Here is a 21,342-nt window from a genome sequence, read left to right on the forward strand (position 1 = left end):
GTATGGTGCCTGAAGCTTGAGGTGTGGTAGCTGAAATGAGAGGCACATTTTCGGACCGTGGTAGTATCAGGAATGGTTCGGCATAACAAACATGTAATGCACATATTGTCTTTCATCCGGCCATTAGCTGGGGACTCAACGAGCCATCTGACGATTAAACACTCCATTCGTTTATCAAGTCACTGGTTGGGAAGAGAGTTCGACCTATAGATGGAACAAGGCTAGGACAGGTAGAACCATAACTTCGAATCCGACATATGAAAGTAAGTACACTTCCACATCCTCACCTCGCGCCCCGTTCCTCCACCATTCCAACGCCCTGCAACCCTGTCACGCCATTTAAGCCGAACTGCCGTCACGCTTGAGTGCTATCACCCTGTGAACGCCATGCCCGAAATACAATTGCAATGAAATTAGTCAAATGGAAAAGTACCGAACCACTGCCACTTCATTACCAACCCCGTAAGATACCTCCGAAGCTGGTTTGAGAGGATTGTATTCATACTTCCAGTTGCCAGTAGGTAATTCCCCTTGATCCCACACGACCCCCGTAGGCCAATTTGGGGGAATAGGTCTGCCTAAAAATACAGCAGCCCCAAAGACAGGCACTTTCCATTGTTTTGAGGCTCCGGCGAATCCATGTTTCGCGAAGTAAACGTCACCAGAGTTTCCTTCAGTTTTTGGTTGGAATCCGTGAACTAAATCGAGCACGACATCGACACCCGGATTGTTTATTTTCCGTTGCCTGATGCCGAATCCGTCATAACAGACGGCCAAGTACATTTGCCGTCCCTTTAGACCGAAAATGCGGGTGTGAACGCCTTCTCCTTCAAGAAAATCCGACGCTGCTGAAATGTAGCCATGTTCTTCGGCAGTCGGATGATACTTGCGTGCAGCAGCGACTATTCCATTCGTTGTTATAGCAAGGGCAGTTTGATCTCGACCATCCCTGCCGTCAATTCCGATGCAAACAACTGTATCTTGGTGTCGTTCGTTAAGCAGGTTGGAAATCTCTCTTTCGACCTTCGGGAATAACTTACTTGCCCTTCTCGATGTAGCGAAGAAACCGGCAGGCAGAAGAATTATGTCAGTGTTTTGATCCGTATCTCGGATAACTCTGCGAAGTAACGACATACGGTTTTTGTCATCGACATGACCTGCTGTGCTGATTACTATTGTTGCCACCGTAAGTTTTTTCGCTGGTGTGACTTTTGAAGTCTTACCGGGCAGAGGTAAACCTAGTTCCATCGCAAACCGTTCTGCATCCTCTACGGGGTCGTATTTACACCATTCTGTGGTTCCCATATGAATGCGAACAGTAGGCTGAAATCCTTTAATCAATGGCAAAAAATCGCGAATTGTGTCGTACCAACTTCTCTGCTCGTCACGATCTAGCGGATCATTGTCTTTTGAACGAATTGAAGCGCATAAAGCCTTCCACTGGTCAATATTGAAGCCGAGTTTCAGTTCCTTCGGATATTGTTCAAGTGCAATTTCACGCGCCTCCGTAAAGTGTTGGGATTCGTCAAACTCAACGATGAAACCGGGTTCAGGTATGAATAGGTCGCAGCGATGCAAGTTGGTCAAACGGACAAAACCGGAGTGTCCTCGGTACTGTTGCAGAGCATTGTGTATGTTAGACAATGCCGGATAAAACGAGGTTCCTTTGTATGCTTCTAATTTTGCCGCCGCATCCACCTTGTGGTCGATTTTGACCGTTCCATATAGGTTTCTGAGCATCTCAATGACAGTGTTCTTGCACTCAGAACATCTATCGTTATGTTTGACCGTTTTAGTCCTGTGTTTGTATTCGTGCTTGGTCGGCTTCTCGTTTCGCAACTCACTTAACGCTGATTTAATCGAAAATCCCAGTGAAGCCAAAAATTCATTCGTTTCAGAACCTCCCCCAAAGTCGGATGGAGGTAATTCCATCCCATTAGCATACTTGTTCGCCAAAGAAAGCACATATTTTGGTGGGTAGTATCGAGAGTCATGAACTAGGTGGTATTTGCTTCGCTGTCTTCTTTTGTTATGTATCCCCTGTCTGTCTATCTCTGACAGAGCCATGAGTATATGAGATTGTTTTATATTTTTAGGGATCATGGCTACAACTCCGCTCCAAAGAAATTCTCTTCCACTTATTTTACACCGTAGTTTCCATAGACACTCAAAATCATAGTTGAGCTTTTAGCAGAATAGCCGTCACCCGAACTTGTGACGTTGTATATAGCGTTCATTAGATCATTAACACGCTATATACGTTCATTGCACCTAGGATATTTACATTCTGCAAAAGGATAAAATAGGTATTTCCATTTGAACATAAACGTAATTTGACTTTGTGGCAGATAGAACGCATTACAGAGAGATAACATTCAGTGATTGCTAAAATTGGACACAAGTTAATCCGCGCCCACCGAGGCGCGTTTTTGGTTATGCCCAAAAGCGACGCCGATGCCACAAAGTGAAACCTCACTATTCCGCGTTGACATCGATACTCGACTCTAATTGCTCAAACCGTATAGATTTTTAGTGCTATCGAGTAGTTCTTTAATGAATTGTTCGTATTTGTTGTTCAATTGTGGCCTGCCATATTGCGAAATCAGAAACTCATGCAATGACATTGGTATACTGCTTACGGCTTCGCGTTTTGACCACTCAATCAGTACCGTCCATATGTTTAAACCACGTGTGATGGAAAAGTCGCACATGAGGTAAAAGTCAAAACTACTGATGACGAGAGGGGAGAGAGCGTTGCCCGGACGATTGCTCTGATGCATCATTGCTACGTCGTCTCGGAGAAATCCGTATAATGGATAAGGTTCCAAAGTGACGACGACGGGAAGACAAGTGTCATCAACAACTTTGCCTGCCAAAAGCAGTCCATCGGCGATTTGTTGGGCAACATCGTACGTTTGAAGAATGCCTTTTCCAATACCCTGCATCATGTCGCTCTCGTATGTAGCTAAGTTGCCGCTTTCGTATACGGTAGCCGTAAGACGTTTCGTTTTACATTCCCACACGATATTACCTTCTGGGTACACGCTCACCGCTTCGGGAAGTTTGCGATTTTCGCTATTTGAGTGGCTTCGCTCAAAGATTTCAATTCTGTTGCTGGCAAGATAAACTTGACGAAGTTCTGAAATCGCCCAGTCTTCAAACATGCGTCCAATGTAGTTTTGGAACTGACGTCTCTGCTCCTTTGGTACATTATCGATTAGTGAGTAGTACATGCCGCCGCCCATACGTCCAGCAAAAAACATAAGACCTAGTGGCATAAACACCGACTCACTGAGTCTTAGAAATGCTTTTTTTTTGAAATGTTGCGTGGGCCACAAAAGCTCGTCGAATGAATATGATTCCATGTGGTTCTTAAATTCAGTAAAACTGCAAGAAAATTGATTCATCAATCTAGAGAGAGTCGGGTTTTGTTCCATGATTGCCGAACCAACATAAGACGCCGTTGCAAGGGCATCGGGATGTGACCGAGCATGATACTGCTGCTGAAGATATGAAAACAGCGAGAACACATTCGCAAAAACGTCACGCAACTGTGTACCAAACGTCATCTTTGCGATCTCGTCGAGGTCGATGCCTATTCCGTGATCCAAGTCCTGAGTTACTGTCGGACCAATGTGGACGTATTGCTCATATGTCCGAAGCAACTGTGATGACCAGTTTTCTTTCGAGGCGAACTGTAAGACTTGAATGAAGTGCGATTTCATGCTTAGAAGGTCGGTGCCCTGTGCGCGAACAGAGTCAGCCAGTTGCAGAATTAAACTTAGCACTTTCTCCCAAACGTCAATAGAAGGAACGTCATGCGGATAGTCCATATCGAGGTCAGCGTACTTAAAAACCAATTGTGTGAGGGCGTATCGTAGATGCTGGTGAAACAGGGAGGTCGATCTATTTAACACGTCTTGGATTAGGGGCTGGCGAAGAAATCGTCCATCTTGCACAAGTCGTAATAACTTCATTTCAATTTGCCCGACAACATCAGTGGATTCAAAGGTAACGTCGATCATGCTAAGAATTCTTAGTGTGTCCATTGCTGGTAACGAACGTACGGTCTCAATAATTGTTTCCTTATCCACAACTTCTCCTGTCAACTGACTCCATCCCGTCCATGCCTTCCACTCCAATGAACTTCATCTCCTACTGACTAAAATTACCGCAATATAGGTTTGTATTCTTCGTTCAACATGCAAGCCCTTCACAATGAGAGATGTACACCGAAGCGATGTTCATTGACCAACGAAAAAGCAAAACGATGACGTGTTGGCGTAAACGTTTGATAGAAAAAGGATTGTCTTCCCAATGTAAGAGAGTTACAATCTTCTCAACTAATTATTTAGGGTAATTAACATTACTTTATCAATCCCAATCAGGAAGGGGATTTCGGCCATGTTAATAGACCTTGATCGAGCGATTGCAAGAACTTCAAACAGCAGGAACGACGAACTGTTGGAACGTGCCTACTGGAGGCGCATACAACCCGGTTCAACGCTGATCCATCCCATCGCTGCCCATATCCCAAGTAGCGGTGAAACAATCGAGGCACGAAGTATCGCAGGCGTGATGGTGTATCTCACAGCCGATTGCAGCTACCCATCCCTCGCCGAATCAGTACAATTTGAGAAACGTATAGCCGTGTCCCACGGCGCGGCACAGGCACACGCCGACCGTGGCGAAGCGACCATTGCGGTAGATGGCGTCGCCGTACTTAGCAATACAGACGGTGTGACGTGCGACGTCATTTACAATGCTTCGACCGACAGAGATTTGTTGGCTTCCCTCGTTAGCAACGGCGATCTCAAACTCTGGGAGCGGGCTACGAGCCATAATCTGCGGGGCACCGCGTTACACGATAAGGTGACTAACCCCACGTGTAAATACTGTGCGTTTTTCCGCTCTAGTGGGACTCCAGAGAGCCAGTTCTATGACCGTTGGTGCCATGCCGACTTGATGGATGTGATACACGACCGCGCCACAGGGTGTTCGGACTTTCATCCCCGACGCGCAGTGAGTCGTCGCACCAGTGAGCGTTTTATCCCGGTGAAGGCGCAAGACATATGGCGCGTAACCTCGGACGATGCGGAAGAAACCGTTTTTGACGTACCAGAGGCCAACTGATAGGGAGGGTAAAAAATGCCGAGGCCGGAAAAGCCCAAGTCAGAGCGGCGCACAGGTCAAATCGTTGTCTATGTTCATGAGCCTGTGAAAGAAGAGTTGCAAAGAGAAGCGGATGCGAAAGGGATTAGCGTCTCCCTGCTAGTGCGAGAACTGCTGGAAACGCACGTTTCAGGTGACAAACACGATGACCGCCGAATCGTCGTTGCGCCGGACGTGGTAATGGCAGTGGTGAGGCAAGTCATCCAAGAAGGCTTTGAAATTAACGATAAATTCGCACCAAAATCAAAACCGCTACTAGACGACGATTCGTCGGATTCCACTTATCCACAACCGGGTGTGCATAACCCTGTGGACAGCATTGGGGATAAAAGTAGTGCGAATTTGTCACCAAAAACCTCGCGCCCTACGTCTATGGGCACAAAAGCCGAGGAACAGCGCGGCGATGATAGCAGGTTGAATGTAGCACCAAAAACGACGAAACGAAGAGGCAAAGGAGGCGAAGACAATGATTTTGAATTGGGCCAACGGTGAATATACGGATATGGAGAAAATTGTCGGTTCGATTCACGACGCGGGCTGCATACGCCGCTCGGATTTGATGGAAATCCTCCAATGGAAGCGCAGCAAAACGGATGCCCATCTTCTGAAGCTACGGCAACGCGAAATGCTTATCACAAGGCGTGATCACCATTCTGAGACTGTCTACATGCTTGCGGAGAACGGCGTTCGCTTCGCCCACCAGTTGATAGGTTTCGACGGCAAGGTAGTCACGATGGAGGCTCAGATTTCGCACCAGCTTGGCGTCAACGACATTCTAATGCGATACATCCGAGCGCACGGGCGAGAAGGCGTTCGGAGTTTCAGCACTCGCGAAGCAAGCGATGAATTGTTCAATCTTAGAAAAAAACAAGGCAACAATGATGCGGAGATTCGGCGCACGTACATCCGGCCTGACGCTGCCATGTGGGTTCCGGGGAAAGGTATGTATCTCCTAGAATTCGACAATTCCACGGAGAGTTCAAGACAGATAAGAAAAAAATATTCTCTATACATCACAAATTTGTTTGAAGCCAAAGACCCACGGGTAAATCGGGTCGTGTGGGTTGCCCCAACGGTAGAACGTGCTCAGTGGCTGCAACAAAGGTGGATGGAAATGAACGAAAGATCAATCGAGATGCTGTTTTTCTCGGCAGGGGAAGAAACGAGCTATCTTGCAGGGATCAAGGAGCAGCAGACAGTGTGACAGCGATATGCCGAACCAGCGATCCAAGAACCACCGATCTAAGACTCAAGCGAAAGAGATAACCGAGAACGCCAGAGGCGGTTGGCCGGTTGGCCTTCTCTCTGCGAGAACCAAGTTTTTGATTTTTGATTAGCGGCGCAACGGTTAAAAAGTGGAGCGTACTAAGCGGATTCTGAGCCGATTTTGGGTTCAGACTGAATCGATACCGAATAGATACCAATTTTGTCATACAGCGCACCATTGGATAAGGAGGTCGAAAAAATGAACCGAAAGTCCGACACCGACTCCACTTACGATTACAATGGCCGCAAAAAAATATTCAATCGTAGAATCACAAGGTCAAAATGACCTGAAATGTGCTAATCTATTTCCACAATCGAAAATTGCAAAATGTTCTGGAGGCTCAATACATATGCAAACACTCGGTAAGACCCTGATGGCTCTATCCACAGTCGCATCGTTCGGCGTAGCTGCTACGGCATGGTCTAGTACGGCACACGCTGCTGTATTCAATTACTACAACACAAATGTTGAAGTGAACGGAACAGTGGTATCACAGCCGGGGCATACGGAAGAAAAAGACCCATTTGGAACTGCCATCACGTCATTTTTGCCAATCTGGTATGTGGATGAGGCACTTGGTAAGTTTGATGTGACAGCAAACTGGAACGGTACGACAGGCATCATGAACTTGACTACGCCAAAGGGTATGACGGTCAATTATCCGTCTGCACCGAAGACTATGACAATTACGCCGGGAGTCATGGAGATTCAAGTCAACGGTAAGACAGTGACTTATGCACCGCGACTGGTTACATACGACTCAGGCACGGTAGACCAGACGACGTTCGTGCCAGTGTACTACATCATCAAGTCTCTTGGATATATGGGCGTTCAGGCATCGTGGAACGGCACAACGTGGAATATGGTTGATAAAGATGTGACGGTGACACCGCCAACGACACCACCGCCGACTTCTACGGGTAGCACACCGAAACTCGATGCTGCTGTCGCGTTCGCAAAGGAGATTGGTTTACAGCCTGTTGATTCGAGCAGCGACCCGTATTCGGATGTGCCAAGTGCAGACGCAGGTTACGTTAATGCGCTGACCCAGACTTACATCAGTGCAAAAGACAATAACTATGGAAGTCAACCGGTGTTCAACGCCGACAGTAGTTCAAAGTTCGGCTCGGCTGACAAAATCAGCGTGAGCGACTTGGCTAATGCGTTCGCCGCATATTGTGGGATCGTTTCCAAAGAGTATTCTTACCTCCCCGGTCAGAGTACAGTCGGCCTCGCCAGCGCATTAGGTCTGCTAAGTGGATTGCCGACATCGGGCGACTTGTCATCGTCGCAAGTATCGACGTTTATGAGCAACCTTGCGGCAGTTAATAAGGGCTACGTGAGTCTTGGAAACGACACGTATCGGCTGGTTTACAAGCCGGATGCTTTTGGCAGAAATTACGCAACAGGCTCTATGCCTGCAAGCACATACTCTCAAGATTGGGCCAATGCAATCAAAGTTACTGACGCTACGACGGTTCAATATACTGGCGGAGAGTACATCACGACGACATCGGATACGAATGATGCTGGTTACAAGTCAACGAGTGGAAACTACTTGGACATTCAAGGCGGTATTCCGGGTCAACAGTATTCGCTAAACGGTGGATCAACGTGGCAAACGGCAAACGGGTTATATGGTTTCGATTCTCTTTACCCGAGCGATGGAGGAACTTCTTCCAACGTACCTTCTCAAGTGAAATTGAAATCCAATCAAGCCGGAGGCGTTATTGTGGCATACGACTATAACGGAACCGTAATTACGTTCACGAACACAGGTTTTGCAATCCGAAATGGAGTTCCAACAGTGGTATCCGAATAATCCATTCGCAAAAAAAGCCGTACTCCTAAAAATGGAGTACGGCTTTTTGCTGTTTCCATCTTGATGATCTGTATCATTATCGCTACAATATAAATCGGTGATGATGCGTGGTTAAATGCAACTTGTCTCGCATAATGGGCGAACACAAACACTCTATTCAAGATGTACATAAAGCAACAGGTATCTCTCGGTCTACGTTGACGCGGTTGTACTACGAAACGAATGATGCGATTCGCTATGACACGCTGAATACGCTGTGTGAATTTTATGGTTGCTCACTTGGGGAACTGATGGAGTGGGTGCCTGATATGGATGGTGAACAAAATGAGTTGGAGTGAGATCGTAAAAGAAGCAGCTTCACAAGTGGCTGAACATGCCCGTGAAGGCGCACGCAAAGATGGTGTTCCGTTTTACTACAAAGACAATTCAGGACGTTTAATCAAAGAGTATCCAGACGGGAGACGTTCTGAAATTATTCATAATAAGAAGGAGATTCCTCTTGCCTGACATGACGGTATTCGCAGGGCCGAACGGTGCGGGGAAGAGTAGTTTGCGTTCTTTCATAAAAGACTTAGGTATAGAAATTGATGCAGATGTCATTGCAAAAGAACGACAATTAACAGATATTCAAGCTGGTCGAGAAACGATTCGTATGTTCAATGATTGCTTAGAAAAAGGTATTTCGTTTTCATTGGAAACAACATTGTCTGGGAATTTAGTTCTCGAACAAATGCGTCGAGCGAAGGAACGAGGGTTCCTAATCAGACTGATCTATATTTCGTTGGATTCTCCATTGGAGCATCAATTGAGAGTTGAACAACGCGCGTCCAGAGGTGGACATGTAATTCCACCAGACGATATAGAACGTCGCTTTTATCGTTCGCATGAACATCTTCACAAAGCTATATCAATCGCAGATTGCGCAGACATATTCAACAACTCGTCTAAATATCAATTGATTTCACACATCGAAAACGGCAAAGTAACTAAATAGGAGTCATTTTGACTTCTATTTGATGGGCTAAGAGGATATACATGGATAGTATCATCGCGCAACATCACCGGATTCGCCTCTATTTCGTCGCGTGAGCGATTTTCTTCACAAAGTCGTTATATTGGTCGTCTTGAACACTGAAGTGTCTTAAAACGGCTATTAGAGGTTAAAGTTGCAAACAACTTTACGTATCAGGTCTATAGCTTATGACATGCACGCTTCGGGTAGGTGAAAAGGAGCGTGGTCGTATGATCGATCAACTGATTAGCCCGTTATACCTCTTGTATGAACCAGAATCCCCTCAAGGAACACCAACAGCCTATTAAGTCACCACGCCACAGGGGCTGAACGAAGTCGCAGAACTTGTAAAGCTGCAAACGAGCCACGTCCATTTTATCGATTATCAAGAGTTTTTGCGCTGCGAGTACGCAGAGCGTATCACCGATGACTGCGCAAAAGTTGTCGGCGCAGTCTATGCTTCGGATAGTGTGTTCTGCGTCTGGGTCGGATAGCACTTGAAAGCTCAAAAACAGTCTCAAGCCCTTGTGCCATAAGGGTTTGAGACTGTTTTTGTTTTATCGCGTTCCAACACAGTCCCCGTTCGTCTTACTCCCCCAAGAACACTGATTCTACGGCCTTTATTAGCCTCTCAGGACGGTTTGCGGGTTAAAACGGCATAGTTGGCCTATTAGTATTTCGAGACGTGTTTTGAGGCCGTTTTTGAGCGTCTGGTGACGTGTTGAGAGGGACAGCGCAGGTCGTCGCAGTTGTAGTGCTATCAACAAAAGAAGAACTAATCGCAGTGCGACTGCGATGTTCAAGCTCACAAACGTAAGTAGAGTCATTTTGACCCTGTCACAAAAACACCGATCTTGGTCACGTGAAAGGGGGGTTATGGTCACACAAAGACCATTTCCGGTCACAAATGCGGGGTTAGGTGTCACACGGATTTGGAAAAAGCGAGTGCGCGAAAAAGGGAGAAATACTACTCGCAGTAAGATATATATATAAATATTATTGGAAAAATATTAATAATATTAAGGGTTTGTGACCATCTTTTCAAAATGTGTATGCATACACGCGCAGAGTTTTTTCATCGTTTCCCATCTCCCTTTCCCATAGTTTCCATTTCCATATTTTATGGTCGTGTATAACATTAGGTCGCCCTATACACATGCACAACCCCTGAAAAAGCTGGCACATTGGTCACGAAACCTCGGTTTTTTCCAGCAAAATGCCGAGACATCCAACTGCTCCAACAACTCATTTCCATTTCTACAAGACACGATCCCCCATTCTCATGACCGAAAACGGGTGCTTTTGTGACACGTTGAGCCATTTTTTATGACCGTAATCAGATGATAAAAAGAGGTCGAAATGACTTCGAAATGACTTTTCGGTTCATCAATCTGCAATCTGTTTCTATTCGTGTTCCTAAAAAGGAATGTACAATTTCCAGCGTGTGTTTGATTTTTATTCGTATTTTTCTTTTTCACTAAAATAATAAAGACTAAAAAGATATATAAAAACTAAATTTAGATTCGTTGTTGTGTGTATAGATTTTTATTTTGAGAACTATTATGTAATTTTTCATTGACCGTCTCAAATCCTAGAGTTAAAATTTAGTTATCATATATGGCATTTTTAACAATTGATATGCACTTAAAAGTAATTTTAGCTCAGGAGGCGTTTTGAACATGGCAATGACAGTGCAAGAATACGTTCAGGGTCTACTTGATGAGCACGGGGTAAAAGGCAATGCCGTTGCAGCTAAGGCAGGCATGAGTGCCAGCTACTTTTACCGCGTTCTCAGTGGGGACAATATCTCTCCAAAGTTCCTACGCAAAATTGCGCCGCATGTACCGGGTGCCAGCGTCCATCGCATGATGGTGCTGGCCGGGTTGTTGCCGGATGAGGATGAGGTCAACGGCGAAACTTTGGAGGATTTGAAGCTCCGAGTCCATGACCTCACAGATAAATTAGGGGTCGCTCTTGAAAAGTATGCAAGGCAACTTGAGGCAAGCGATGTGGCTTTCATCGAGGGGCCAGTCGCCAAGAAAGTCTTGCAACTTTTGTTGGCAAGTGTTGAAGAAGGCAAGGTTTTCGATCAATTTGGTTTTGTTGAATACCAAGCTTCGGTGGAGTTAGTTGAAAAACTTACAGGGTTACGTGAGGGGCAAGGCAAAGCTTTGATTCCCGTCGTTCAAGCATTAGGCAAAGCGAACTTACACATGGCGGATGATGCCGATGACCATTGAACAGCTTTATCGACAAACCCCGCCAATGGCTTGAACATCGTGGCGGGGTTCATTCTATTGCATGAACAAATTATAGAGTAATAATGACCCTATAATGGAAATAATTTTAATTTATCTACGAGATGTGCTAGAGTTGGTCTTGTAACGCCGTACCAGATGGCAAAGTGTTATCAGACTGGGACGATTGGGGAGATCGGGACGATGGTACATAGTGATGCGATTTTGACGGAGGAACTTTGCGACGCAATCATCAGTGAAGCATATGACTCGAAGGAATACCAAACTGCTAGCAGTTACTTGGAATCCGAGATTATGAAAATGCTTGGTGAAGATGAGGCACAGTGGTCGAAACACAACGATGCTTATACGATGCTCGAAAACTCGGTGGTGCGAAAAGCGTTTGAGATTGGTTACGCTCTTGGCAAAGCGGACAAGCAGTCGATTGAGGTTGTTTCTGCTGCGTTGTGAGTTGCTTTGAACAACAAAACCCCGCACTCGGATTGTGGTGTGAGCCGTGGGCGGGGTTTTGTTGTGTTTGGCGGTACATTTACGATAACTCTACCTTTCCTTTTTGACACATAATGCAAAGTCAATCCGTCATTATCGGTGAGTAACAGGGGAGGCGTCCTGTATGTGGAATTATCAGTATCGACTTTTTGCCGCAACAGCTTCGTTCACGCTGATTTTCGGCGCGTTAGGCCCAACTGCCAATGCATCGTCATCAGCCAGCGTCCGCGTAGCAGGCAAATACGGCGTTTTTGAGTTGCCAGTAGTGGGGGTCAAAGCTCAGTATTACGTTTCTTACGGTCAAAAACCATCCATCACACCAACCGCTCCGTTGCCCACTATTCATGCCAACCTCACTCCCGCAGAAGCAAAGCATTTTGAGATTTACTGGATGAACCTTGGGGGTGTAGAAAGTCATCCGCAACATGGTTTGTATGTGCTTGCACCGCGCAATTGGATAACTGTCCGTGCGGAAGTGGCAACAGACGGGTCTGGAGATGTTGTGCTAGCGGCATCTAAGAGTGCAAAAAGTCCACGATTAACGTTCGGTTGGGCGTGGAATGGGATCAGTTTGTCGGGCATAGCGGAGTATTTTCCAAAGCTCCGGTCTTGGGCCATTAAACAGGGCGGCGGCGATCCCAACCTTTTTCCAGTGATACGAGGATTGCATACGACAGCAATAGGCGACGACGCGGTTCGATACACGATTGGTAACGCCAATCATCCATCTGCATCTGGAGTTGCCATGGAGTCAACTAGTCCCCAGTGGCTCTTTGCGTCAGGTACTGTAAGTGGCTACGAGCCTTACGTTAACCTAATGGAGTCATTCATGGTTCACAACAGTTTCGAATCGTTGAGAGGGTGAATCTTCGTGAAAAGATTCAGGTCGTCGATCCCGTTCTTTGTGAGCGCGGCAGCTTTTGCATCCCTGACTTTCGTGGCCACTACTCCGGCGCAAGCTGCCACTATCAAGCACACTTTTACGGTGCCAAATCCGACTAAGTTCCCGCAGACAGTCATATCCGCGATTAAGACCAACACCAAAGTCCCGGTGATCTTACCGCAAGCAATTCGTCTCGATAAGCAACTACCAAAAGGGACATCGTTGGCCGCAGATGTAGATGTGTCGTCAAATCAATACGGAATGGACATTTTTGAGCGTCCGACAGGTAGTTCGACCAGTCAGTATGCCAACTCTACGCTGATTGGGTATATCGGAACCACTACGCTATCCGCCGAAAACGGATACTATGGACACGACAAGTCAATTTTCAAACACAAGTCTGCCATAAAGATTCAAGGTAGCATTTCGGCAGTGGAATACACCACCGGGGGCAATACTGCGGGTGGCCGCTTAATCACTTGGCATGAAAATGGTTGGACATATACTTCCAGCGGCTACCCACCAAGCGACGGTTACAATACAACACTCGGGATGGCAAACCAGATCGCCAGCTATGTTAGGAAACGTGGAGTCGTCGTTCCGCACGCACGGCGAGGTTATGTTGACGCGTTATCGCTCGGCAACAGACCTGACTATCATGTGACGTGGACATACAACGGTCGGGTGTGGTACATGGTAGACTTGGTGACTTTGAGCGAGACGCTAAATACGGCGCATTCTGTGGCAGTGGTTCTCTAGCTACTTTTCCGCACGTGGCACGATGCGGTCATAAGCCTACTGCTGTGGCACTGTGAATTGCTTTAGAACAACAAAACCCCGCTATTGGCATATGTAGCCGATAGCGGGGTTTTTGCTTACCTGTGTAAGTGTGGCAGCAGTTCTGGTAGTGCCACCGCAAACTGCACTCTCCATCGGTCGCGGTAAACCTCGTACAGCGTCTCTCCGTCTAGTTCCGCGCCCCGTAAACTGTATGCAGCGATACCATGCACTGCAAACCAAGACGCAACTAGCGGGATTTCTTCGCGCTGCAAAAGGAAGCGGTCTATCCGGTTTTCGGCAAACGCAATTAACTGATCTCGCAGTAGTCTTTGTTCCATAAAACCCATCCTCCAATGCAAAAAAGCCGCCGGAACAGTTCCAGCGGCCCAGTTATACTGCTTACCTGATCGACGATTTGATGCTTTCGGATGGCACGAAGCGCACTGTCTTTTTGGCGGGTACTGGCACCACCTGATGTGTTTGTGGGTTATATCCATTTCGAGCACAGTGTTCAGCAACCTTGAACATACCAAAGCCTCGCACCTTGACTCTCTCACCCTTTGTCAACGAATTCACGACGGTTTCGGCGAACGAGTTCAACATCCGGGATGCTGTAGCATGATTGACGCCAGCATCCTTGGCGATTTTGCGAATCAGTTCCGTTTTATTCATGGCTCATCAGCCTCCTCACTCATCCCGCCCTTGTATGACAAAAAGAAGCATGGGAGCGGGGATCAGTGTCGCAGGTACTGATACACTGTTTCGCGGCTGATTCCGTATGCCCGTGCCAATGCGGTTTTCGGTTCGCCATTGGCAGCACGATGACGAAGTTCTTCGGCTTGCGCTTGTGTCAAGGATTTTGCGCGGCCTTTGTAGACCCCCTTCTTCTTTGCCAAAGCGATGCCTTCTCGTTGCCGTTCACGAATAAGTTCGCGCTCAAACTGTGCGAAGGCACCCATCACACTCAATAGCAGAATTGACATTGGCGAGTCGTCTCCCTTAAAGGAGAGATTTTCTTTTAGGAAGTCGATTTGCACGCCTCTATCAGTGAGCGTTTTAACAATCTGAAGCAGGTCGGACAGGTTCCGCGCCAGTCTATCAAGGCTGTGAACAACAAGTATGTCACCGCTGCGGACGTATGCCATCATCTCTTGGAGTTGGGGGCGGTCTGTGCTCTTTCCAGACGCTTTGTCAACAAACACACGGTCTAATTCCGTTCCTTCCAGTTGCCGTTCCTCGTTTTGATCTAACGCACTAACACGGACGTATCCCACTCGTTGTCCTTTCATGCGATGTCCCCCCTGACGATGTGAGGTAAGGGTCTTTAATTTCTCTTGACACTTGTCAGGAAAATGGCCCTTCCATCCTAATCGGACAAGGTATGACAAGATTCACCACTCGTTGCGATGGGGTAGACCCCAAGTTGACGCCGCTCCCATATTTCTTGTGTGTTGTTTGAAATAAAAATGCGACTGCCCGACGCTTTTTTGGACAAATGGAGTAAACTTACGTGTCAAAAGGTTATTGTCAAAGTTTTAATATGAATATCTTGACAAACACGCTATGAACTTTATAATGCGAAGACAACAAGGGAACGAGGTGAAGGTGATGGCGAAATACTATCCGACGTTTTCATGCTGGCATCAAGATGAGGTCGTTCTGTTTGGCCCGGAAAAAGAGCGGGATCGAAAGCTCCAATGGTTTCGCGAAAGTGGTCTGTGTCCTCAGTGCTACAAGGCGAAGCAGGTTGCCGAAGTGGAACGGGGTTCGGAAGGATTACCGCCGCTATCAGAGACAGACAAGCAGATTCAGTGGGCTGAAAAGATTCGTGTTGATGTTATTGGCTACGTCAAAAACAAAATCAGCAAAGCTAGTAACACGGAAGCACAAAAAGAGGGGTTCACGAAGATTTTTCTGGAACTGTGTGATTCAAAGACCGAGGCAAAGTGGTGGATCGACAACCGGGATGGACACAGCACGATGAAGATGCTATGGCCCGAAGTCATAAGGATCGCCAAGGAAAGGCAATTGGGGTAAACCTCAATTGAGGGGGCAGCAAACGTGGACGAGAACCAATTCAATCTCTTTGCAGTGTCGTTACTTCTTAACCTCGAACCGAGCGCAGTTATGCGCGAACTGCGCAGGTACGTGGGTGTATCACAGCAGGAAATGGCTACCCGCATTGGCGTTAGCCTCAGTTCATATGCGAATTGGGAAGTTGGCCGTGTTGCTCCAACATCTAAAAGTCTGGTAAGTGCGATAAGGCTTGCGCATCTGGTGAGCCTTGAACGCGGAGATGAGGAAGATTAAGGGAGATGAATGTTCATGAGTGAAACAGCAACAAAAGAATTTCCGTTTGTATGGTTGTCTGAACCGAGTAAGTTTTTCGGCGGAGGCAGATACGAGTGGGGACTACGTTCTCGTAAAGACTTAAAGGGGGAATATGGGAATAATTTTGAGGATTTACGGGATTCCGCAGAAATCGTGGAATTAGAAGAAAGTGAAAAGGTCGCCGTTGCTCTAGCTACTTTGTCAACCTACAAATTTTTGAGCAAGGATGAAGCCTTGAATTTTCTACCCGAGGGGATATGGAACAGAGTTATTGCCGAAATCTCGTTTGTGGAAGATCAACGAACATCTTTACACAGTGAATTGCTGAGTAAAGTGCCTGACTTCGACTCGGATGAAATCGGCCTCTGTGACTTGGACGACTCAGATGAGGCGTTCGGGGAGTATTGTCACCTCCATGAGGATGAGTTCAAGGAGTTTTTTGACGATCATCCTTTGATAAGTGTCTACTCGTTTGACGAACACATTGAGAATGGATGGGATGCTTTTTACGCCGTACTAAATGATCAGAGTGATATGGAGTCGGTCATTAAAGATTGGGAACAGTGGCTGAACGAGCACTATAAGGTTTCAAAGAAACCAGTATAGAGGTGAATGACAATGAAAATCGGAAAATGTCCGGTCTGCGGCAAGCCCGTCTACGAAAGTCCGAAGTCATTCTCGTGTGTTGGCTGGAAGGACAAGTCCTGCGACTTCACGATCTGGAAACAGGTGTCTGGCCACGAACTAGACCAAGGAGACGCCGAACTGTTGTGTCAGATTCGACGTTCACGGAAGAAAACTGACTACAACAAGCGTACTAAACGATACGAAGAGTGGCGATACGAGGTTGGTGATGACAACAAGATACACCGCGTTATCCTCGAAGAGTTTGTCTACGGGGCGAATGGGAAGGAATTAGTCAAATGAACAGGAATGGAATTAAGGCTGTCAAGCGATTCGCCGCTTGACAGCCTTAATTCTTGTTCATCGAGGCTTGTGTCTGGTTCGCAGGGTGTTATCTCCGTTTATCGTTTTTGCACTTCTTCTAAATCTGGCTCCCGTAGCGCGGTTCCGTTTGTTTTGCGGCCCAGACACAAAATCCATTGTGTCTGTTTCTGCACTCAGCGCACGCCATTGCACTTATTTCGTTTATTCCGCATAATACAGATATGCAAGGACATAATGAATCGTAATATCCAGTCAAAAGGAGGGAGTCCCATGCCGGATACGTCGGTCAATCTAATTGAGCCTAATGATAAAGAGTTTGACAGCATTAAAAAAATCGCTAGCAGTTTGGACATCGCACCAGTTGAGAATGAGTTTGTAATCCTTGATCAGGCTCACAACGTCAGAATGGAGCTTCCGTATACTTTGTATCGTGTACTAGTGGATGCGGCACAGCAGTTAGCGAAGGGAAACACCGTTGGAGTATTGCACTACGAGCAGGCTGTGACCACTCAACAAGCCGCCGAGATTTTGCAAGTTTCTCGCCCATATGTGGTGAAACTCCTTGAAGAGGGGGAAATACCGTTTTATATGGTCGGTTCGCATCGGCGGATTAGTTTGAAGGATGTGTTGGATTACAAAACACGTCGTGATGCACACCGCAAAAGTAAACTCGTCGAGTTGTATCAGGCTTCAAACGATGCCGGACTGTACGATATTGACAACTTCCCGCAGGATGATGAGGACGCGGAATAGGTGGGGGCGGGCGTGATCGCATTTTTAGACGCATGTGTGCTTTATCCTTCTACTCTCCGCGATGTCCTATTAACCCTATCAGATGGCGGGCTGTATCAAGTCAGGTGGAGTTCGGATGTGTTGGACGAAATGGAACGAAATCTGGTTAAGAGTGGCAGAGCGGACGGCAGAGTGCGAGGGATTATAGAATCGGCATTTCCTGACGCAATGGTTGGGAAAGACGAGTATTCAAGCCGGATTCAAGATATGCCGAATCACCCGAAAGATCGACATGTGCTCGCGGCTGCCATCGCGTGCGAGGCAGACATCTTGGTTACTGCCAACCTCAAAGACTTTCGGGAATTACCGATGAATTGTAAAACCGTAATTCAACACCCAGACGATTTTCTTCTCGACCAACTTAATGATTCTCCCCATAAGTTGCTCGATAGCTTGAAAGGCATGGCGGCGTATCGACATTTCCCGCTAGACACAATTCCGGGCATCTTGAATGCTCTACACAAAACAGCCCCCAACTTCGTGATGCAGGCATTTGACATTCTTCCTAGATACCAAAAAGGCTGCCCTGTGTAGGCCGCCAGAGCCATGATGGAGTAGGGCGAAAGGTCGGAGCTTCTTTAGGATTCGCCGCCGAAACCCGGTAAGCGTGTACCGAAAGCGTTGACCATTGAAGAACTCGAACTACTTCGTGATTCCTGCGAATCGTCGTTAGAACACGCACTGGTGGAATTCTTTTTCGCGACTGGAGGCCGACTGTCCGAGGTTCAACGCCTTAACCGCAACGATATTGATTGGCAGCGGAACTGCCTCACCGTGCTTGGCAAAGGTGACAAGGAGCGCGAGGTATATTACGGTGCCAAGGCTCGTATCTGGTTGGAACGGTATTTGCGTGAAAGGAAAGACCGCGACCCGGCCCTGTTTGTGACTCAGCGCAGCCCACACCGCATGTCGGTACATCAGATACAGTACATATTTAAACGGATCGCCAAGCGTTGCGCCCTCGCAGAGCGCGTTTCGCCACACAAAATGAGGCACACACTTGCAACTGTATTGCTGAACCAAGGTGCGCCGCTTGTCGCAGTACAATCCATATTGGGGCATGAAAAGCCTGAGACAACGCAACTGTACGCGCATCTGAGTGGCGCGGCGAGACAGCAATCGTATCAGCGATATTTCGTGCAATAATGATTCCTGCCTATGGTAAAATCCTGTACAGAGCGACTGTACAGGATTTTTTGTTGTTCAGGTAAAGTAGCAGAATAGTACCATAGCTACCCAACTCAAAATGATGTTAATATTTATAGAAATCCAACAATATTACAGTCCATATTGAATCAAAACAATGAGTAGTTTCAATGGAGGGTATCACGATGCAGTTCTTTATTGGAATCGTACCGCCCCATGATTACAAGCAAAAGATTATCGAGTTTCAGAAGAAGTGGGTTAACAACAATATGTGGAAGATTGTTGAGCCTCATATTACGGTAAAAGCACAAGGCGGTCTAGGAACCGATTTGGCTTGGCTCGATAGCATTAAGCAGGTTTGTGCGTCATTCCCGAAATTTCCAGTGTCTCTTGGTCAACCAGAGACTTTCGATGTCGCCGTTGCGTATTTGAGCGTTCATTCAGACCAATTGCGGGATTTTCATGAGAAGCTGGTTTCAGCAGTTTCACCGCCACCGGAAATTATGAAGCGGTATATGGAAATGGATCGATTCATCCCACATCTCACGCTAGGACAAACCCATTGGGGATTGAATTCAGAAGAAATTGTTGATATGAAAGTATCTGCCTTGATGGAACTCGCTCCATTTCCTACATTCACGGTTGACTTCGTTCGAGTTTATCGTCAAATAGAAAAAGATAATTATACAGCATACGAAGATATTGAACTTGCCTAAAATGGATGTACATCCGGTTGTTGCACATTAGGTTCGTTGAGCTTGAAAGTTGGGTTCGAGTTAGCAAATCCTCTTCCGTAAGCCACTTAAACAGCGATTTAATCGAGCGAATCTTGTGGCCCAGACTGGACGGTTTCAGGTGGGCATGGTGGCTCAGATGGTCGCGTAGGAGAGGGAGCGTCACGTCCTCGATCTCAATGTCACCTACATCGCGGATCAGCAAGTTGTGTTGCAATCGGTACGCTTTGATGGTGTAGCGTGAAAATCCTTCCTGTGTGCGGACGTTGAGATATGTGGCAGATGCCTCGGATAGTCGCATGGGGGATACCTCCGTGTGTTGGTGTGTTTCACACATCGGGCGGAGGTATGACAATAGGTGGGCTGGAACACCCCTCCCACGCGCCATTCCAAACAGCCACCACGCCTGCGGCGTTTAACGGGCGTTCTGGGATGTTGAGGGTCGTTTTGGGACAATGTATCGTCAATGGGTCGAAAAATCGAAGACAGGCCCAATGTGGCGGCCTGTCTTCCGTGTTCGGTGGAATATTGTTCCTCTTCTTTGGTTCAAAGCAATTGAACATCCTCAACTTCGCAAAATGCAATGAACTCTTCCCAATTCTCTCCATCCGGTGCAATCCAGATTCCATGAGCCGCGACTTCTGCTACAGAGCCTGTCCACTCGATGGGTGATTCCCTCGGGTTGCAATATAAGAAGGAGCGAACAACGACGCGAACGTGGTCGCCGGGTTGTGGCGTCGTCATTCGTCGTTACCCTCCCCGGATGGTACTACGTCCGGGACGTTGAACTCACGCAAAGCATCATGGCCCGCGTCCTCGGCGATACCGTGACCGCAGGCGCAGATGACCACAGAACCGGAGATTTCGATTGCCATGCGACCGACTCGGCTGCCTGTTTTCCATTCGACTGTGCGACCGCAATTGCAACATTTAATCACAAACACGAATACCCCCTCCTTTCGCTGGAGAGGTTGGGACTTTCTAATCCATCTTCTAATCCTTTTTCTAATCCCAGAGCAGAATACTGATTCGACGCATTCGACACCATCACCAAAAAATATAGACGTGGCGCGGCTTTTTCGGTTCTAAAGCATACGGAATCATACACAATCGACTGGATAGGGAGGTCTGCAAAACCTTTACCGCCGGTTCGAATCCGGCTGGTGCCTCCAAGTGAAAACCTTTGTAAGACGCGGTTTCTGGTTAATTACTGGAAACCGCGTCTTTGTGACTTCTCCGATTTTCTACCGAGACGATTTTTGGATTCGCGTTCTTGAGATAACAACATGCTTGCGTGTGTATGTCGTAAATCATGGAACTCGGATACGTGGAACATCGCAGGCTTAAGCATTGGGATCGCCAATACAGCTGCGCATTATATATTACCCTTGGATCACAGTTATACATTGTCGGGGTGCAGTTGAATTTTGGTGAATTGTCGGTTGTTGTCCAGAATGACACTGACCAAGATATTGATGCACTTTTATTTGTCGGTGGTCTTCTAATTTGATGAGTTTACATTTCACAAGCACCCTTCGGGGGGCTTTTTTCATGCCCGCGAAAGAAGTGATGCCACACTTAGGCATAAAAGAAACAACTTCGTGCGTTCATTTTGGGGCGCAAACTTTTATTCCGTCAACTCGCGTCATATGGCGGCTGGAAGTTATACGCCCCAACTCGCGCGTCTAGTGCATCATCAACGAGTTAA

Annotated in this window: 26 protein-coding genes and 1 tRNA gene; 20 read left to right on the forward strand and 7 right to left on the reverse strand. The window is 47.0% G+C overall.

Going from position 1 to position 21,342, the window contains the following annotated elements:
- Window positions 1-417: 417 nt before the first annotated feature.
- Window positions 418-2,103, reverse strand: coding sequence for a ScoMcrA-related endonuclease (locus ACFSB2_RS06165; RefSeq protein WP_377942154.1), 1,686 nt, complete (start codon window positions 2,101-2,103; stop codon window positions 418-420).
- A gap of 401 nt (window positions 2,104-2,504) precedes the next feature.
- On the reverse strand, window positions 2,505-4,142 hold the full coding sequence (locus tag ACFSB2_RS06170) for a hypothetical protein (protein WP_377942155.1): 1,638 nt from the start codon (window positions 4,140-4,142) through the stop codon (window positions 2,505-2,507).
- Window positions 4,143-4,404: 262 nt separating this feature from the next.
- Here ACFSB2_RS06170 and ACFSB2_RS06175 point away from each other — a divergent pair, with 262 nt between their 5' ends.
- The 11 genes from ACFSB2_RS06175 (at window position 4,405) to ACFSB2_RS06225 (ending at window position 13,662) form a co-directional block, all read left to right on the forward strand.
- On the forward strand, window positions 4,405-5,133 hold the full coding sequence (locus ACFSB2_RS06175) for a hypothetical protein (RefSeq protein WP_377942156.1): 729 nt from the start codon (window positions 4,405-4,407) through the stop codon (window positions 5,131-5,133).
- A 15-nt stretch (window positions 5,134-5,148) separates the two neighbouring features.
- Window positions 5,149-5,664: a hypothetical protein gene (locus tag ACFSB2_RS06180; RefSeq protein WP_377942157.1), complete on the forward strand. Its 516-nt coding sequence runs from the start codon at window positions 5,149-5,151 to the stop codon at window positions 5,662-5,664.
- A complete protein-coding gene (locus tag ACFSB2_RS06185; protein ID WP_377942158.1) occupies window positions 5,639-6,376 on the forward strand; it encodes a replication-relaxation family protein in 738 nt (245 codons plus the stop codon). Before ACFSB2_RS06180 ends, ACFSB2_RS06185 begins: the two co-directional genes overlap by 26 nt.
- Window positions 6,377-6,788: 412 nt before the next feature.
- Window positions 6,789-8,261, forward strand: coding sequence for a hypothetical protein (locus tag ACFSB2_RS06190; protein WP_377942159.1), 1,473 nt, complete (start codon window positions 6,789-6,791; stop codon window positions 8,259-8,261).
- 122 nt (window positions 8,262-8,383) lie between these two features.
- Window positions 8,384-8,599, forward strand: a complete 216-nt coding sequence (locus tag ACFSB2_RS06195; RefSeq protein ID WP_377942160.1) for a helix-turn-helix domain-containing protein — start codon at window positions 8,384-8,386, stop codon at window positions 8,597-8,599.
- Window positions 8,586-8,768 (forward strand): hypothetical protein, encoded by a 183-nt coding sequence (locus ACFSB2_RS06200; protein ID WP_377942161.1) that lies wholly within the window; start codon window positions 8,586-8,588, stop codon window positions 8,766-8,768. Before ACFSB2_RS06195 ends, ACFSB2_RS06200 begins: the two co-directional genes overlap by 14 nt.
- A gap of 1 nt (window position 8,769) precedes the next feature.
- Window positions 8,770-9,255 (forward strand): zeta toxin family protein, encoded by a 486-nt coding sequence (locus tag ACFSB2_RS06205; RefSeq protein WP_377942192.1) that lies wholly within the window; start codon window positions 8,770-8,772, stop codon window positions 9,253-9,255.
- Window positions 9,256-10,952: 1,697 nt separating this feature from the next.
- Window positions 10,953-11,513 carry a hypothetical protein gene (locus ACFSB2_RS06210; protein WP_377942162.1) on the forward strand — a complete coding sequence of 187 codons (561 nt, stop codon included), beginning with the start codon at window positions 10,953-10,955 and terminating at the stop codon, window positions 11,511-11,513.
- 201 nt (window positions 11,514-11,714) lie between these two features.
- A complete protein-coding gene (locus ACFSB2_RS06215; RefSeq protein ID WP_377942163.1) occupies window positions 11,715-11,981 on the forward strand; it encodes a hypothetical protein in 267 nt (88 codons plus the stop codon).
- A 163-nt stretch (window positions 11,982-12,144) separates the two neighbouring features.
- Entirely contained in the window at window positions 12,145-12,885 is a 741-nt protein-coding gene (locus ACFSB2_RS06220) for a DUF4850 domain-containing protein (RefSeq protein WP_377942164.1), read from the forward strand.
- 6 nt (window positions 12,886-12,891) lie between these two features.
- The gene (locus tag ACFSB2_RS06225; protein ID WP_377942165.1) at window positions 12,892-13,662 is read left to right on the forward strand and encodes a hypothetical protein; all 771 of its coding nucleotides are present in this window, start codon (window positions 12,892-12,894) and stop codon (window positions 13,660-13,662) included.
- Window positions 13,663-13,778: 116 nt separating this feature from the next.
- On the opposite strand, the gene ACFSB2_RS06230 is transcribed toward ACFSB2_RS06225, so the two are convergent.
- From ACFSB2_RS06230 to ACFSB2_RS06240, 3 genes are all read right to left on the reverse strand, one after another.
- Window positions 13,779-14,021 (reverse strand): hypothetical protein, encoded by a 243-nt coding sequence (locus ACFSB2_RS06230; protein WP_377942166.1) that lies wholly within the window; start codon window positions 14,019-14,021, stop codon window positions 13,779-13,781.
- A 61-nt stretch (window positions 14,022-14,082) separates the two neighbouring features.
- Window positions 14,083-14,355 (reverse strand): HU family DNA-binding protein, encoded by a 273-nt coding sequence (locus tag ACFSB2_RS06235; protein ID WP_377942167.1) that lies wholly within the window; start codon window positions 14,353-14,355, stop codon window positions 14,083-14,085.
- A gap of 62 nt (window positions 14,356-14,417) precedes the next feature.
- Complete coding sequence (locus ACFSB2_RS06240) at window positions 14,418-14,972, reverse strand: recombinase family protein (RefSeq protein WP_377942168.1); 555 nt, start codon at window positions 14,970-14,972, stop codon at window positions 14,418-14,420.
- A 319-nt stretch (window positions 14,973-15,291) separates the two neighbouring features.
- On the opposite strand from ACFSB2_RS06240, the gene ACFSB2_RS06245 reads away from it, so the two are divergent.
- From ACFSB2_RS06245 to ACFSB2_RS06280, 8 genes are all read left to right on the forward strand, one after another.
- The gene (locus ACFSB2_RS06245) at window positions 15,292-15,720 is read left to right on the forward strand and encodes a hypothetical protein (protein WP_377942169.1); all 429 of its coding nucleotides are present in this window, start codon (window positions 15,292-15,294) and stop codon (window positions 15,718-15,720) included.
- A 24-nt stretch (window positions 15,721-15,744) separates the two neighbouring features.
- Complete coding sequence (locus ACFSB2_RS06250; RefSeq protein WP_377942170.1) at window positions 15,745-15,993, forward strand: helix-turn-helix transcriptional regulator; 249 nt, start codon at window positions 15,745-15,747, stop codon at window positions 15,991-15,993.
- A 15-nt stretch (window positions 15,994-16,008) separates the two neighbouring features.
- Complete coding sequence (locus ACFSB2_RS06255) at window positions 16,009-16,620, forward strand: hypothetical protein (RefSeq protein WP_377942171.1); 612 nt, start codon at window positions 16,009-16,011, stop codon at window positions 16,618-16,620.
- Window positions 16,621-16,632: 12 nt separating this feature from the next.
- Window positions 16,633-16,941, forward strand: a complete 309-nt coding sequence (locus ACFSB2_RS06260) for a hypothetical protein (RefSeq protein WP_377942172.1) — start codon at window positions 16,633-16,635, stop codon at window positions 16,939-16,941.
- 291 nt (window positions 16,942-17,232) lie between these two features.
- The gene (locus ACFSB2_RS06265; protein WP_377942173.1) at window positions 17,233-17,715 is read left to right on the forward strand and encodes a helix-turn-helix domain-containing protein; all 483 of its coding nucleotides are present in this window, start codon (window positions 17,233-17,235) and stop codon (window positions 17,713-17,715) included.
- A gap of 12 nt (window positions 17,716-17,727) precedes the next feature.
- Window positions 17,728-18,288, forward strand: a complete 561-nt coding sequence (locus ACFSB2_RS06270) for a PIN domain-containing protein (protein ID WP_377942174.1) — start codon at window positions 17,728-17,730, stop codon at window positions 18,286-18,288.
- An 87-nt stretch (window positions 18,289-18,375) separates the two neighbouring features.
- Window positions 18,376-18,900 (forward strand): tyrosine-type recombinase/integrase, encoded by a 525-nt coding sequence (locus ACFSB2_RS06275; RefSeq protein ID WP_377942175.1) that lies wholly within the window; start codon window positions 18,376-18,378, stop codon window positions 18,898-18,900.
- A 185-nt stretch (window positions 18,901-19,085) separates the two neighbouring features.
- Window positions 19,086-19,616: a 2'-5' RNA ligase family protein gene (locus ACFSB2_RS06280; RefSeq protein WP_377942176.1), complete on the forward strand. Its 531-nt coding sequence runs from the start codon at window positions 19,086-19,088 to the stop codon at window positions 19,614-19,616.
- A gap of 564 nt (window positions 19,617-20,180) precedes the next feature.
- Here ACFSB2_RS06280 and ACFSB2_RS06285 read toward each other — a convergent pair.
- The gene (locus ACFSB2_RS06285) at window positions 20,181-20,378 is read right to left on the reverse strand and encodes a hypothetical protein (protein ID WP_377942177.1); all 198 of its coding nucleotides are present in this window, start codon (window positions 20,376-20,378) and stop codon (window positions 20,181-20,183) included.
- Window positions 20,375-20,578 (reverse strand): hypothetical protein, encoded by a 204-nt coding sequence (locus ACFSB2_RS06290; protein WP_377942178.1) that lies wholly within the window; start codon window positions 20,576-20,578, stop codon window positions 20,375-20,377. The genes ACFSB2_RS06285 and ACFSB2_RS06290 overlap by 4 nt, the downstream gene beginning before the upstream one ends.
- A 152-nt stretch (window positions 20,579-20,730) precedes the next feature.
- Here ACFSB2_RS06290 and ACFSB2_RS06295 point away from each other — a divergent pair.
- Window positions 20,731-20,806, forward strand: a tRNA-Cys gene (locus tag ACFSB2_RS06295).
- Window positions 20,807-21,342: the final 536 nt, after the last annotated feature.

The sequence above is a fragment of the Alicyclobacillus fodiniaquatilis genome (assembly GCF_042678105.1).
In the GTDB taxonomy this organism is placed as follows: domain Bacteria; phylum Bacillota; class Bacilli; order Alicyclobacillales; family Alicyclobacillaceae; genus Alicyclobacillus; species Alicyclobacillus fodiniaquatilis.